This is a genomic window from Pengzhenrongella sp. (assembly GCF_036565025.1).
Lineage (GTDB): Bacteria > Actinomycetota > Actinomycetes > Actinomycetales > Cellulomonadaceae > Pengzhenrongella.
Genome location: NZ_DATCNW010000086.1, coordinates 13,555 through 27,613, shown reverse-complemented (window position 1 = coordinate 27,613; position 14,059 = coordinate 13,555). Strand labels below are relative to the sequence as shown.

Annotated in this window: 13 protein-coding genes; 6 read left to right on the top strand and 7 right to left on the bottom strand. The window is 71.7% G+C overall.

Going from position 1 to position 14,059, the window contains the following annotated elements; genetic code table 11:
- Positions 1-347 (bottom strand): DUF4192 family protein (locus tag VIM26_RS04775; RefSeq protein WP_331949210.1); only part of this gene is annotated, 347 nt, incomplete at its 3' end.
- A gap of 140 nt (positions 348-487) precedes the next feature.
- On the opposite strand from VIM26_RS04775, the gene VIM26_RS04770 reads away from it, so the two are divergent.
- Together VIM26_RS04770 and VIM26_RS04765 are read left to right on the top strand one after the other, a co-directional pair.
- Entirely contained in the window at positions 488-1,063 is a 576-nt protein-coding gene (locus VIM26_RS04770; protein ID WP_331949209.1) for a hypothetical protein, read from the top strand.
- 22 nt (positions 1,064-1,085) lie between these two features.
- Complete coding sequence (locus tag VIM26_RS04765) at positions 1,086-2,195, top strand: polyprenyl synthetase family protein (RefSeq protein WP_331949208.1); 1,110 nt, start codon at positions 1,086-1,088, stop codon at positions 2,193-2,195.
- Between the two features lie 43 nt (positions 2,196-2,238).
- Here VIM26_RS04765 and VIM26_RS04760 read toward each other — a convergent pair whose 3' ends face one another.
- The gene (locus VIM26_RS04760) at positions 2,239-2,664 is read right to left on the bottom strand and encodes a GNAT family N-acetyltransferase (protein ID WP_331949207.1); all 426 of its coding nucleotides are present in this window, start codon (positions 2,662-2,664) and stop codon (positions 2,239-2,241) included.
- 4 nt (positions 2,665-2,668) lie between these two features.
- Positions 2,669-3,109, bottom strand: a complete 441-nt coding sequence (locus VIM26_RS04755) for an Rv2175c family DNA-binding protein (RefSeq protein ID WP_331949206.1) — start codon at positions 3,107-3,109, stop codon at positions 2,669-2,671.
- 180 nt (positions 3,110-3,289) lie between these two features.
- On the opposite strand from VIM26_RS04755, the gene VIM26_RS04750 reads away from it, so the two are divergent.
- Together VIM26_RS04750 and pknB are read left to right on the top strand one after the other, a co-directional pair.
- Positions 3,290-4,732 carry a LysM peptidoglycan-binding domain-containing protein gene (locus VIM26_RS04750; protein WP_331949205.1) on the top strand — a complete coding sequence of 481 codons (1,443 nt, stop codon included), beginning with the start codon at positions 3,290-3,292 and terminating at the stop codon, positions 4,730-4,732.
- 36 nt (positions 4,733-4,768) lie between these two features.
- The gene (gene pknB / locus VIM26_RS04745) at positions 4,769-6,766 is read left to right on the top strand and encodes a Stk1 family PASTA domain-containing Ser/Thr kinase (RefSeq protein ID WP_331949204.1); all 1,998 of its coding nucleotides are present in this window, start codon (positions 4,769-4,771) and stop codon (positions 6,764-6,766) included.
- 103 nt (positions 6,767-6,869) lie between these two features.
- Here pknB and VIM26_RS04740 read toward each other — a convergent pair whose 3' ends face one another.
- From VIM26_RS04740 to VIM26_RS04730, 3 genes are all read right to left on the bottom strand, one after another.
- Positions 6,870-8,246 (bottom strand): class II 3-deoxy-7-phosphoheptulonate synthase, encoded by a 1,377-nt coding sequence (locus VIM26_RS04740; protein WP_331949203.1) that lies wholly within the window; start codon positions 8,244-8,246, stop codon positions 6,870-6,872.
- On the bottom strand, positions 8,243-9,460 hold the full coding sequence (locus VIM26_RS04735; protein WP_331949202.1) for a pyrophosphate--fructose-6-phosphate 1-phosphotransferase: 1,218 nt from the start codon (positions 9,458-9,460) through the stop codon (positions 8,243-8,245). Before VIM26_RS04735 ends, VIM26_RS04740 begins: the two co-directional genes overlap by 4 nt.
- A 111-nt stretch (positions 9,461-9,571) precedes the next feature.
- Positions 9,572-10,369 carry a lysophospholipid acyltransferase family protein gene (locus tag VIM26_RS04730; RefSeq protein WP_331949201.1) on the bottom strand — a complete coding sequence of 266 codons (798 nt, stop codon included), beginning with the start codon at positions 10,367-10,369 and terminating at the stop codon, positions 9,572-9,574.
- A 65-nt stretch (positions 10,370-10,434) separates the two neighbouring features.
- Here VIM26_RS04730 and VIM26_RS04725 point away from each other — a divergent pair, with 65 nt between their 5' ends.
- The gene (locus VIM26_RS04725) at positions 10,435-10,974 is read left to right on the top strand and encodes a hypothetical protein (protein ID WP_331949200.1); all 540 of its coding nucleotides are present in this window, start codon (positions 10,435-10,437) and stop codon (positions 10,972-10,974) included.
- A gap of 60 nt (positions 10,975-11,034) precedes the next feature.
- On the opposite strand, the gene VIM26_RS04720 is transcribed toward VIM26_RS04725, so the two are convergent.
- The gene (locus tag VIM26_RS04720) at positions 11,035-11,982 is read right to left on the bottom strand and encodes an ROK family glucokinase (protein WP_331949199.1); all 948 of its coding nucleotides are present in this window, start codon (positions 11,980-11,982) and stop codon (positions 11,035-11,037) included.
- A 160-nt stretch (positions 11,983-12,142) separates the two neighbouring features.
- Here VIM26_RS04720 and VIM26_RS04715 point away from each other — a divergent pair, with 160 nt between their 5' ends.
- Positions 12,143-13,966, top strand: a complete 1,824-nt coding sequence (locus VIM26_RS04715; protein WP_331949198.1) for an AMP-dependent synthetase/ligase — start codon at positions 12,143-12,145, stop codon at positions 13,964-13,966.
- Positions 13,967-14,059 lie beyond the last annotated feature (93 nt).

Here is a 14,059-nt window from a genome sequence, read left to right as displayed (position 1 = left end):
TCCCGGAACTGCTCGGCCGCCGCCCGGACGACCGCCGCACGCGAGCGGGTCAACCCGGTGCTCGCCGGGCCCGCGCCGACGTACCTCGGGTCCTCGGCTGTGTAGATCACCAGCACTGCGCGACGCGCGCCGTCGGAGACGAGATGCGAGACGAGCCCGCGGGCCAGCTGCGGGCCGTTCAGCACGTCACCGAGGTCGGGCAGGTCGACCCGTGCGATCAGCCCGACCCGGCCACGCGGCGCACGCAGGGCCACCGCCACGGCACTCTCCTGCGGACGGAAGCCCAGCTGGTAGGGCAGCAGTGCGAGCAACTCACGGGGCTCGCGGACCCGGATCGTGGTGTCCATGGGTCGAGGGGACCCCAGCGGCCACGGCCCGCGACACCCCCCTCGGCCCGGGCTGTGCGTACGGCCTCGCGAGCTCCGGCTGGGGGTGGGCGAGCCGGCGGCGCGCTTGGTGGACACCCGGCGCGGTTACGGTTGGTCGCGTGCGAACTCACGAGGGCGATATGGGCGGCTTTCGACGGGCGCGGACCGTCCTGGCGGGCTTGCTGGTCGCGCTCGTGGCGACCGCGCTCGCTGGCTGCGGACTGGGCCCGTTCGCGGGCGGGAGCGGGGCCGGCGCCCCCACCGCTGCTGCGTCGCCGGGCCCCGAGGTGCCCTCACCGGCCAAAAGTTCACCCACCCCCTCGCCGATGAGCGACGAGCCGAACGCGCACTCCACGGTCGGGGCCCTCGCGAAGGGATTCCCGTCGGACCTCCTCCCGGTGCCGCACGGCGCGGAGGTACTCGTCTCGTCCGTCGAGCAGGTCGCCGGGTCGGACGCCTACCAGGTCAGCCTGAACCTGCGAACCTCGCTCTCGGCCGGCGAGATCGTCGCCGTCTACCGCAAGAGCCTGACCGGCGCGGGTTTCGTCGAGGCGGAGCAGACCACTCCGGACGAGGCGCTCGCGGCGCAGTCGACGTTCACCCGGTCCGCGGGCGACGAGCTGCTCGTCATCGGCGTCCTCGACGCGAACGGCATCCGGACGGTCACCATCGGTGGCCGGCTCCGCGGCCAGTGATGAGCCCGCCTAGGCTGCCGGGGTGACCCCGTCCCCCACTGCACCCATCGACCTCGAGGACGTCCGGAGCAGCGTCGACCGCCTGCTCGCCGAACACATCGCGGCGCAGCGCCCACTGCTCGCGCGTCTCGGCGCCGACAGCGCTGTCCTCGCGGACGCCGTCGAGGAGATGCTCTCCGGCGGCAAGCGGCTGCGCGCGGCGTTCTGCTACTGGTCCTGGCGCGCACACGGTGGCCAGGCGGACTCCCCCGCGGCCGCCGCGGTGCTCCGCGTCGGCGCCGCGCTCGAGCTCTTCCAGGCCGCCGCGCTGTTCCACGACGACGTCATGGACGACTCCGACACCCGGCGCGGCCACCCCGCGGCGCACCGGACGTTCGAGGCGCTGCACCTGCGATCGGGATGGATCGGTGATCCCCGCCGGTTCGGGGAGAACGCCGCGATCCTGCTCGGCGACCTGGCCCTGGTCGGGAGCGACGCCGAGTTCGACCGCGCGCTGACCTCGTTCGCGCCCGATGTCGCCGCCGTCGCGCGTGGTGTCTTCGACCTGATGCGCACCGAGGTGACGGTGGGCCAGTACCTCGATGTCCTCGCTCAGGCGCTGCCGTGGGGCGCCGACCCGGGTGCCGACGAGGAGCGGGCCCGCGAGGTCATCCGGGCCAAGTCGGCCCGGTACAGCGTGGAGCACCCGCTCGTGCTCGGCGCCGCCCTCGCCGGGGCCGACGGCGCAGCGCGCACCGCGAGCGCCGCGTTCGGCCTGCCGCTCGGCGAGGCCTTCCAGCTGCGGGACGACCTGCTCGGCGTGTTCGGGGATCCGGACGCGACCGGCAAGCCGGCCGGGGACGACCTCCGCGAGGGCAAGCGCACCGTGCTCGTCGCGCGCGCGATGGCGGGCGGCGACGACGCTCAGCGCGCGATCCTGCGCACGTTCCTCGGCGTCCGCGACCTCGCCGACGCCGACGTCGCCATCGTCGCCGACGCCATCGTGGGGACGGGTGCCCCGGGCAAGGTCGAGGAGCTGATCGCGGACCTCTCGGAGCGGGCCTTCGGCGCGCTCGGGGCCGCCACGCTCGACGAGCCCGGCGCGACCGTGCTGGCCCTGCTCGGGCATGCGGCGATCGACCGCCGGGCCTAGCCGAGACCCGGCTCTGCGCCCAGCCGTTTCGGCCTCGCGCGGCTCAGAGCCGCATCAGGCCGGCCGCGGTCGGCTGGAAACCGCACCGTGCGTAGAAGTCGGCGAGGTCGCTCTCGAAGTCGACATGCAGCCACGTGGCCCCTCGGCTCCTCGCCGCGTCGGCAGCCGCACCGACGAGGCGCAGCCCCAGGCCCCGGCGACGCTCGTCGGGGTGAACCGTGGGGTCCAGGACGAAGGCGTGCACACCTCCGTCGCCGGCGACGTTCACGAACCCGACCAGCCCGTCTGAGCCCGACCGGCCCGGGCGGAAGGCACCGATCCAGGCGAGGCTGTGCTCCAGCACCGGCCGGAACGAGCGTTGCTCGTGGTCCGGCCACGAGGCGCCGAAGAGCTCGTTCAGGGCACCGTCCGACAGCTCCGGGCACACGACCAGCACGACGTCGTCGGCCGGCGCTGCCTGCGGAAGCACGACGTCAGAGGAGGGTCTGGGCGATCCGGCGCACCGCGGTCTTGCGACCGGACCGCAGGGCCTCGATCGGCGTCTCGGCGAGCGTGGAGTCCGGCGTGAACAGCCACCCGATCGCCTCGAGGTCGTCGAACCCGGCGTCCCGGAGCAGCGTGAAGGTACCGAGGAGCGAGGCGAGCACGGCCCACTCCGGAGCGCGGGAACCGTCCTCGCGGGGCGGCGCCTCGGGGGCCCGCTGGGTCGAGTTCGCCGGGTTCTCCAGATAGGCGGGTACGAGGAACGCGGCCGGGATGCAGACGACTGCGGGTGAACCGCGTCGCACCGACGCGAGGCGGCCCTCGTAGACCAGCCGGCGAACCTTGCCGGGGTCCAGGCCAAGCCGGTCGGCCGCGTCGGGCACCGTGAGCCACTCGCCGACCAGGGAATCAAGAGTTGAGTTGTCCGTCACGGTGACCAGCCTACGCAACCCGCCGACTGGTCCAAACGGGTCCAAACGTGCTGCGAGAGCGAATTACACCGGCGAAATTACCTGGTCGGCCTTTCGTGCACCGTCACAAGCAAGTACGTTCGCGATTGTCACATCAGTCACATGAGCACCATCCATCACTCACGTCACATGAGGTCGACCATGACGCCACACGCCACGCCGCGCCCCGCCGTCCTCGGACCGCAGGACGACGAGCGGTCCGCGGACGCCGGTCCGACCCTGCCCGCCGGTCCGGCCCTGCCCGCCGGGCTGCTGCGACGGGTGGCCACCGGGACCGGCGCGACCCTCGCGCTGGCGGTCGCCTCCGTGACCGTGGCCGGAGCCGCCCAGGCGGACGTGTCGTACACCGTGCGCAACGGCGACACAGTGAGCCACATCGCGGCGCGCACCGGAAGCTCGGTGTCCGCGATCACCCGCGCGAACCGGCTCGCCAACCCCGGGCAGATCCGGATCGGTCAGCACCTGACCATCCCGACCGCAGCCAAGGTGCACGCCGCGGCCAAGCCCGCGGCCAAGCCGGCCGCCAGGGCGGCGTCGGCGTCGTACACGGTCGCGTCCGGCGACACCGTGTCCGGGATCGCCGCGCAGCACCGGACGAGCATCGCCAGGATCGTCGCTGCGAACCACCTCGACGCCCGCGCGCTCATCCGCGTCGGCCAGCACCTGGTGATCCCAGGCGCCGGTGCACCCGCCGCGGCCAAGGCCGCCGCCTCCCGACCTGCTCCCACGGCGCACCGCGCCGCTGGCCTGCACCGCGTCGTCTCGGGCGAGACGGTGTCGGGCCTCGCCGCCAGTTACCGCATCTCGGTCGCCTCGATCGTTGCCGCCAACCACCTCGGCCCGCACGCGCTCATCCGCGTCGGGCAGCTGCTGGCGATCCCCGGCTCGGGCGCCTCCCGGTCTGCCGCGCACCCGGTGGCGGCAGCCAGGCCGACGTCGGCCGTCCATCGCGTCGCGTCCGGCGAGACCGTCTCGGCCATCGCCGCGCGGTACCGCACGTCGGTCGCCGCGATCGTCGCGGCCAACCACCTCGACCCGCGCGCGTTCATCCGCGTCGGACAGAATCTGCGGATCCCAGGCGCCGGCGCCCCGACCCGGCTGGTCGGCAACACGTTCGCCGGACGGACCTACCCCGAGGCCGTCGTCAACTCGGCCAACGCCAACAAGGCGGCCCTGCTCCGGTCCGGCGTCCCGTCCAGGGCACAGATGCGCGCCAAGGTCGCCGCGACGGCGCGGGCGATGGGCGTCAACCAGGCCCTCGCGCAGGCGGTCGCCTTCCAGGAGTCCGGGTTCAACCAGGCGGCCGTCTCCCCGGCGAACGCGATCGGCACGATGCAGGTGGTCCCGTCCGCGGGCGCCTGGGCGTCGCACCTCGTGGGGCGGCACCTCAACCTGCTGAACCCGAACGACAACGTGACGGCCGGGGTGGCGATCCTGCGTCAGCTGACGCGCATCAGTCCCAACCTGCCGGCCGCGATCGCGGGCTACTACCAGGGAGCCGCATCGGTGCGGGATCACGGCATGTTTGCCGACACGCGCGTGTACGTCGCCAACATCCAGACCCTCGCGGCGCGGTACCGCTGACCCGTTCCGGCGGGGCCCGCCCCGTAGGATGGGCGCGTGGGAGCCACCATTACCGACCCGCTTGTCGGCCGCCTGGTCGACGGGCGGTACGAAGTCGTCTCCCGAATCGCCCGTGGCGGGATGGCGACCGTCTACCTCGCGATCGACCGGCGGCTCGACCGTGAGGTCGCGCTCAAGATCATGCACCCCCACCTCGCCGAGGGTGCGGCCGGGTCCGCGTTCATCGCCCGGTTCCGCCGCGAGGCACGCGCCGCGGCCCGGCTCACCCACCCCGCGCTGGTCGGTGTCCTCGACCAGGGCGTCGACGGCGAGACCAGCTACCTGACGATGGAGTACATCGACGGCATGAACCTGCGCCGTCACCTCGGCGAGAGCGGCGCGCTGCGCGTCGAGGAGGCCTTCACGATCCTCGAGCGGGTCCTGGACGGCCTCGCGGCGGCTCACCGCACGGGGCTCGTGCACCGCGACATCAAGCCCGAGAACGTGCTGCTGGCCACCGACGGCCGCATCAAGCTCGCGGACTTCGGGCTCGCGCGGGCGATCACCGAGGTCACCTCGACGACGACCGGGACGGTGCTCGGCACGGTCGCGTACCTCGGCCCCGAGCTCGTGGCCAAGGGCGTCTCGGATGCACGCACCGACGTGTATGCCGCCGGCATCCTGCTCTACGAGATGCTCACCGGTCGCCAGCCGTACACCGGCGAGACGGCCATCCAGGTCGCGTACCTGCACGTCAACTCGGACATCCCGGTGCCGTCGGACACGGTGAGCTGGCTGCCCTCGGAGATCGACGAGCTGGTCAGCGCGCTCGCCGCGCGCGAGCCGGAGGACCGGCCGGTCGATGCCGGTGCCGCGCTCGAGATGGTCCGCCGCACGCACGTCGGGCTCGACCCGGCCACCCTCGCGCGGCGGGCCGACGTCGCACCCACCATCACGCTGCCGTCCGCGACGGACGTTCCCGACCAGGCCGGGAGTCCGGCCCGAACCGGTGGCGGCGTTGAGGACGGCTGGACCGACTCGCACCAGACCGCACGCCTGGACGTCGCACCGGCCGGTAGCACGATCGCGCTGCCCATCGGGGCGGGCCTGCGTTCCCCGGAGCAGGCCGCCGCGGCGGAGCGGGTGGCCACTGCGCCCGCCCGTCGGCGCCGCCGGATCCGCCTGGGTGTGCTGGCGACGCTCGTGGCCGGGCTGCTCGCGATCGGGGGCTGGTGGTTCATGACCTTCGGGCCGGGCGCCTTCGCCGCGGTGCCCGACGTCGTCGGCCAGTCCCAGTCGAGCGCAGTCGCGACCCTGCGGAACGCCGGGCTGGACTCGAAGCCGATCCCGACGTTCGACCACGCCGCACCCGGCACGGTCGTCGCCACCGATCCCCGCCCGGACGAGCGGATCCTCAAGAGCGGAACCGTCGAGCTCAAGGTGTCCAAGGGCCCGGAGATGACGACCATGCCGGCCGGTCTCGTGGGCAAGAACTTCGACGACGCCGCCGCGGCGCTGACCAGGGCCGGCTTCAAGGTCGGCGAGTCGGTCACCCCGTACGACGACGTCGCGCCCGTCGGCTCGGTCATGTCCACCTCCCAGAAGGCCGGCGCACGGCTCGAGGTCGGCACCACGATCACCATGACCGTCTCCCAGGGGCGCAAGCCGCTGACGATCATCTCCGTCGTCGGGGCGACCCAGAAGCAGGCGACGACCGACCTTGACGGCCTCGGCCTGAAGGTCACGCCGGTGAGCGTGTTCAACGACAAGGTCCCGGCCGGCCTGGTGATCAGCCAGGACCCGACCCAGGGCACCGCCGGGCACCGGATGGACACCGTGACGATCACGGTCTCGAAGGGCCCCGAGCTCTTCCCGGTCCCCAGCGTCGTGCGCAGCGGGGTCGCGGCCGCGACGGTCAAGCTCAGGGCGGCCGGCTTCAAGGTCAAGACCGTCAAGGCCGTGGCCTACTTCGGGCTCGGCTTCGTCGTCGGCCAGGATCCCGGCGGCGGCGCCAAGGTCCCCAAGGGCACCACGGTCATCCTCACCATCACCTGACGCCCCTGACTCCCTGACGCCCTCCCCCAACCCGCAACGTCCGAGCGTTGACGTCCTATAGGACGTCAACGCTCGGACGTTAGCGGTGATGGTGAGGAGCTGGCTAGATTCCGCCGCGCATGAGCTCGACCACCTGGAAGGCCATCTCCAGGGACTGCTGGTGGTTCAGGCGCGGGTCGACCAGCGTCTCGTAGCGACGGGCCAGGCCGGCGTCGTCGATCTCCTCGGATCCACCGAGCACCTCGCTCACGTCGTCGCCGGTGAGCTCGATGTGCAGCCCGCCGGGCACGGTGCCGAGCGCGCGGTGCACCTCGAAGAAGCCGCGGACCTCGTCGAGCACGTCGGTCAGCCGCCGGGTCTTGTAGCCGCTGTCCGAGGTGATCGTGTTGCCGTGCATCGGGTCGCACACCCAGGTGACCGGTGAGCCGACGGCGGCCACCTTCTCGACGAGGGCGGGCAGCGCGTTGCGGACCGTGCCTGCCCCCATGCGCGTGATGAACGTCAGCCGCCCGGGCTCGCCCGCGGGGTTGAGCTTGTCCATCAGCGCCAGGGCGTCGTCGGCCGTCGTCGTCGGGCCGAGCTTGACGCCGATCGGGTTGCGTACCCGGGACAGGAAGTCGACGTGCGCGCCGTCGATCTGCCGGGTGCGCTCTCCGATCCACAGGAAGTGCGCCGAGCAGTCGTACGGCAGCCCGGTCCGGGAGTCGATGCGCGTCAGCGGCCGCTCGTAGTCCAGCAGCAGCGCCTCGTGGCTGGAGAAGAACTCGACCGTCCGCAGCGCGTCGAAGTCCGCACCGCAGGCCGCCATGAACCGGATCGCGCGGTCGATCTCGGCGGCGGTCTCCTCGTAGCGCGCGTAGGACGGGTTCGCCATGAACCCGCGGTTCCACTCGTGCACGCGCCGCAGGTCCGCGAAGCCGCCCGTGGTGAAGGCCCGGATCAGGTTCAGCGTCGAGGCGGACGTGTGGTACGCCTCCATCAGCCGCTCGGGGTCCGGGATGCGGGCGTCGGGCGTGAAGTCGTACCCGTTGATGATGTCGCCCCGGTAGGCGGGCAGGGTGACGCCATCGCGCGTCTCGTCGTTCGAGCTGCGCGGCTTCGCGTACTGGCCGGCCATCCGGCCCATCTTGATGACCGGCAGGCTGGCGCCGTAGGTGAGCACGACCGCCATCTGCAGGATCGTCTTGATCTTGTTGCGGATGTTGTCGGCGGTCGCCTCGGCAAACGTCTCCGCGCAGTCGCCGCCCTGGAGCAGGAAGGCCTCCCCGCGGCCGGCGGCGGCGAGGTGCGCCTTGAGCACGTCGGCCTCCCCCGCGAAGACCAGCGGCGGCACGGTCGAGAGCCGGTCGGTCACCCGGGCGACGTGCCCCGAGCTCGGCCAGGTGGGCTGCTGCGTGACGGGGAGCGTGCGCCAGTGGTCGAGTCCGGCGAGCACGCGCGGGTCCGGCATGACGGCCGCGACGTCGGGAGCGAATGTCATGTCGTCGCCGGGGAGAGCTTCTGGCCGATCTCGGCCAGCAGCGCACCGAACCAGGGCACGGACACATCGAAGGCCTTGCCGCCCGCGATCCGACCGAACGCGATGGCCTTGAGCCGGTCGCCGTCCTCCTCGTCGTGCCCGATGACGCCCGACTCGCCCTTGAGGGCCACGTCGACCGCGAGGTCGGTCATCGACTTGATCAGGCGGAGGTCCTCGGCGTTCGCCGCCGCGGCCCGCGAGTAGTACCCGCTCTTCTGCACCATGACCTTCTCGGCCCCGAGCAGCTCCGCGAACTGCTTGGCGAACCAGGCGCCGGGGTTGATCGTGTCCAGGCGCACGTGGCCGAAGGCGTCCCGCGGGACCTCGGCGCCCGAGGCCTCGAGCTGCGCGACGATCTCGTGCGTGCCGGCGCCCTCGGACAGGAAGATGTTGACGTTGCCGATCTCGTCCATGATGCCGCGCAGGCGCGCCGCCTCGGTCTCGATGTCGAGCGCGAGCTCGGGCAGGAACACCCCGTGGATGTCCCAGCGGTCCTTGGTCAGCCCGATGCCGGGCACCCACTCCTGCGTGTCGAGCCAGGTCCGGTACGACGCCGCGGCGGCGGCGGTGAGCCACCCGCAGTGCCGGCCCATGACCTCGTGCACGATCAGCATGCGCGGGCCCGAGCGGTGCTCGCCGATGATGTTCTTCGCGAAGTTCGCGCTCTGCTCGGCCGCGGTCCACGCGCCGAGCGACTGCTTGATCGGCACGACGTCGTTGTCGATCGTCTTGGGCAGGCCGACCACCGTGAGGGGGTAGCCGTGCTGCTCGAGGTAGGACGCGAGCTCGGCGGCGGTGAGGTTCGTGTCGTCGCCACCGATCGTGTGCAGCACGTCGACGCCGTCGGCCTTGAGCTGCTCGGCGGCGACCTGCAGCGGGTTCTGACCCTCGGTCACCAGCCCGCGCTTGACCAGGTCTGCGGCGTTCGAGAGCTTCACGCGCGAGTTGCCGATCGGCGACCCGCCGAACTTGTGCAGCAGGCCGGCCTTGGCCCGGGTCTCGGCATCGATCACGATCTTGTTGCCCGTCAGCAGCCCGTGGTAGCCGTGCTGGTAGGCGATGATCTCGATCTCCGGCGCCAGCTCCGTGTACCGCTCGATGAGACCACCGACGGCCGACGACAGGCACGGAGCGAAGCCACCCGCGGTCAGGAGCGCTACGCGACGAACCGACATGAGACATACCTCTCGTTGAACTTCACCTCGGGTCCCCCGAAGCATCGCGCGGTGGATCGGAACCCACGTTCGGGCCCGGGTGGTTGCCTCACCACACCGGGGGCGACGGGCTCATCCTACTGACGGCTCGTCCTCGTCCTCGGGCGGGACCGGAACGTGGACCTCGGGGACGGGCCGGCCCCCGGGAGCGGCCACGCCCGACGCGCCCTGCGCGGCCGCCGTGGCGTGGCCGGTCGCGATCCTGGCCTTCTGGGTCGCGGCGTAGACGTCGACGTATTCCTGGCCGGACAGGCTCATGAGCGCGTACATGATCTCGTCGGTGACCGAGCGCAGGATGAAGCGGTCGTTCTCCATGCCGGCGTACCGGCTGAAGTCGAGCGGTTCGCCGATGACGATGCCGATCCGCGTCGGCTTCGGCAGGCGCTGACCGATCGGCTGCGCCTTGTCGGTGTCGATCATCGCGACCGGGATCACCGGGACGCCGGCCTCGAGCGCGAGCCGGGCGACCCCGGTCTTCCCGCGGTACAGGCGTCCGTCGGGGCTGCGCGTGCCCTCGGGATAGATCCCGAACAGCTTGCGCTCGCGCAGGCGGCGCAGCCCGGTACGCAGCGCTGCCTCGCTCGCGCGGCCGCCCGCACGATCCACCGGGATCGTACCGACCCCGCGCATGAAGCCCGCGGTCAGACGGCCCTTGATGCCCGCGCCGGTGAAGTACTCGGACTTGCCGATGAACACGATCTCGCGATCGAGCTCGAGAGGGAGGAAGAACGAGTCAACGACCGCGAGGTGGTTGGAGGCCAGGATCGCCCCACCCTCGGCGGGGATGTTCTCGATCCCACGGACCCATGGACGGAACAGCACCTTCAGAATCGGGCCGAAAAGGACCCGTTTCATCAACCAGTAGAACAAACCTGCCTCCTCGGACGGTACGGCGGCATCGGCGCACCGTCTCGCTCGACTCTAGAGTGCTCCGTATGGCCGCACGTCACGAGGACCACTCCGAATCGCCGGACGAAGGCGATCGTAGGTCCGACGCCGAGGTCGCGGAGGCCTGGGCGGAGATCGTCGCAAGGCTCGGCGAGCTCGACGTCACAGCCGACCCCGACGACGTCGGCCCGGCCGCCACCAACCCCCGTCCCGCGCCCGAACAGCCGGTCGTGCCGGCCGTGGCCGGCCCGCCGGTCGACCGCGAGCCGCCACACGAGCTCACCGGCCGGAACTGGGAGGGCACCGACCAGATCGACGCCGCCGAGGCCGAGATCGACGATCGCGAGCATTTCGTGCCGCCTGACCCGGGCCCGATCTTCGGCGGCGACCCGCTGCTCACGATGGCCTGGATCGGCGCGGCCGGGATCCCGATCGCGCTGCTGATCCTGGTCATCGTGTGGCGCGGCGCACCGAACGTGGTGCTGCAGGGCGCCGGAATCATCTTCGTGCTCTGTACCGTGCTGCTCATCTGGCGCCTGCCCCACCACCGCGACGAGTCGGACGACGATCCCGGCGCGGTGGTGTGACCCGATCGAGCCGCGACGCGCGGCTCGCGCACCGTCAGATCGTGGCGCAGATCACGATTTTCAGATGCGGGCGAGGTCCGCTGCACCCACGATGCCCGCCTCGTTGCCCATCGCAGCGAGCTGGAACTCGGCCAGCGGCCGGAAGCCGCGCGCCGAGAGGCTGTTCTCGAAGGCGTGCCGGGCGGGTCCGAGCAGCAGCTCCCCGGCGGCCCCGACACCCCCGCCGATGACGATCAGCGCCGGGTCCAGCAGCGCGGCTACCGAGGCCGAACCCTCGCCGATCCACCGGCCGAGCTCGGCGAGCAGTTCGATCGCGAGCGGGTCGCCCTCCTTGGCCGCATCGGTGATGTGCGGTCCCTCGAGCTTCGCCGCGTTCCCGCCCGCGAGCTCCAGGAGCCGGACCGCGCGCTCGGGCTGAGTGATCAGCGCGGACTGGGCGTCGCGCACCAGGGCGCTGCCGGAGGTGTACTGCTCCCAGCAGCCCTCGTTCCCGCAGCCGCAGTAGTGCCCATTCGGGACGACGCGCATGTGGCCGACCTCGGCCGCCACGCCCCACGCCCCACGCACGAGATTCCCGCCGACGACGATCGCCCCACCCAGGCCGGTGCCGACGGTGAGCAGGAGCATGTCATCGACGTCGCGACCGGCGCCGAACCGGAACTCGGCCCAGCCTGCGGCGTTCGCGTCGTTCTCGACCACGATCCGGACGTCGTCGTTGCCCAGCAGGGCGCGCACGTTCGTCTGGAGCGGATAGTCCCGCCAGGCGATGTTCGGCGCGAACAGGACCGTCGAGCGGTCGGAGTTCACGAAGCCGGCGGCGGCGACGCCGATGGCGCCGATCTCGAAGTCGCGCGAGAGCTCGGTGTAGACGTCGGCGACCGCGAGATCGATGCTCGCGGCATCGTCGGGCTCCGTGACGCGCCGGGTCTGGGCGAGGATGTTCCCGTCCTCGTCCACGACCCCCGCGGCGATCTTCGTTCCGCCGATGTCCACACCGATGGCGTGCATGTGCGTCCTCACTGTGCCGGGGCTGATGGGGTCCTCGCGAAAGAGCACCCGTGGGAAGGCTACCCACGTCCGACGGCGGCTACTCCCGCCCGGCTATCGTGAAGTGGTCCGGACATCCCCATGATTCCCGCCGGACCTGCCATCTGACACTGGAGCCAGCATGGACGAGTTCCGCACACCCCGGCTCGTCGAGGTCGATCGCTCGCACAACCTCAACGATCTCTTCGCCGAACGCGTCGCCGCGACTCCCGACAAGACCGTCATCGAGCACAAGACCTCACCGCTCGGCCCGTGGATCGCGCTGTCGGCGCGCGAGTTCGATGCCGAGATCGTCGCCGTCGCCAAGGGGCTGGTGGCCCGCGGCGTCGAGCCCGGGGACCACGTCGCGATCATGTCCCGCACCCGCTACGAGTGGACGTTGCTCGACTGGGCCCTGTGGGCGGCCGGGGCGGTGCCCGTCCCGGTGTACGAGACGTCGTCGGCGGAGCAGGTGCACTGGATCCTCACCGACTCGGACGTGACCCTGCTGCTCGTGGAGACCGCCGAGCACGCCGAGACCGTCGCGCAGGTCCGGGCCCAGACCCCGCACCTGCGCGAGGTCCTGATCCTCGACGACGGCGCCGTGGACGCCCTCATCACCGACGGCGCGCGGGTCAACCACGAGGAGATCGCCTACCGGCGGGGCCTGGCGAACCTGGACGACGTCGCGACGATCATCTACACGTCCGGGACCACCGGGCGGCCCAAGGGCGCGGAGCTGACGCACGAGAACTTCTACTCGACGGCCGTGAACGCGGTCGCGGGGCTCAGCGAGGTCTTCGCGACGCCCGGCGCCCGCACGCTGCTGTTCATGCCGCTCGCGCACGTGTTCGCGCGGTTCATCGAGGTCCTGGTCATCCCGGCCGGCACCGTGCTGGGGCACACGCCGGACGCCAAGAACCTGCTCGCGGATCTGGCGTCCTTCCAACCGACCTTCCTGCTGTCGGTGCCCCGCGTCTTCGAGAAGGTCTACAACTCCTCGGAGCAGAAGGCGATCGCCGGCGGCAAGCAGGCCATCTTCGAGCGGGCCGCGAAGACCGCGATCGTGTACTCGCGGGCGCTCGACAACCCCCGGGGTCCGAGCCTGTGGCTGCGGCTGCAGCACAAGGTGGCCGACGTGCTCGTGCTGTCGAAGGTGCGCCACGCCCTCGGCGGGCGTGCCGAGTGGGCGATCTCCGGCGGCGCTCCGCTCGGCGAACGGCTCGGCCACTTCTACCGGGGTCTTGGCCTGCGCGTGCTGGAGGGCTACGGGCTCACCGAGACCACCGCGCCCGCGACGGTGAACACCCCGGACCGCACCAAGATCGGGACGGTCGGCCCGCCGCTGCCCGGGACCGCGGTGCGCATCGCCGCCGACGGCGAGGTCGAGGTGCAGGGCCCGCACGTCTTCCGCGGCTACCACAACAGCCCGGCCCTGACCGCGGAGGTCTTCGACAACGGCTGGCTGCGCACGGGTGACCTCGGCATGCTCGACGACGACGGCTTCCTGCGGATCACCGGGCGCAAGAAGGAGATCATCGTCACGGCCGGCGGCAAGAACGTCGCGCCGGCCATGCTCGAGGACCGCCTGCGCGGACACCCGCTGGTGAGCCAGGTCGTCGTCGTCGGCGACCAGCGCCCCTTCATCGGCGCACTCATCACGCTCGACGCCGAGTCCGTGCCCGGCTGGCTGGCCGCGCACGGGCACCCCGAGATGAGCGTGTCGGAGGCGGCGACGTTCCCGGCCGTGCTGGCGTCGATCGACGCGGCCGTCCAGAAGACGAACACGTCCGTCTCGCGCGCGGAGTCGATCCGCAAGTACCGGATCCTTGAGGGCGACCTGACGATCGCCAACGGCTACCTCACGCCCAAGCTGAGCGTGCGCCGCCAGCAGGTCCTCAAAGACTTCGCCGCCGACATCGACGCCCTCTACGGCGGCCCCGCCTCCGCCGGCCCCCGCGAGTAGCGATCTTCGCCGAGAGTGGAGTAACCGCCCCGGGAAACCGCTTTCAGGGGGCGGTTACTCCGCTCTCGGCGAGGCGCGGTCCTGGGTGTGGGT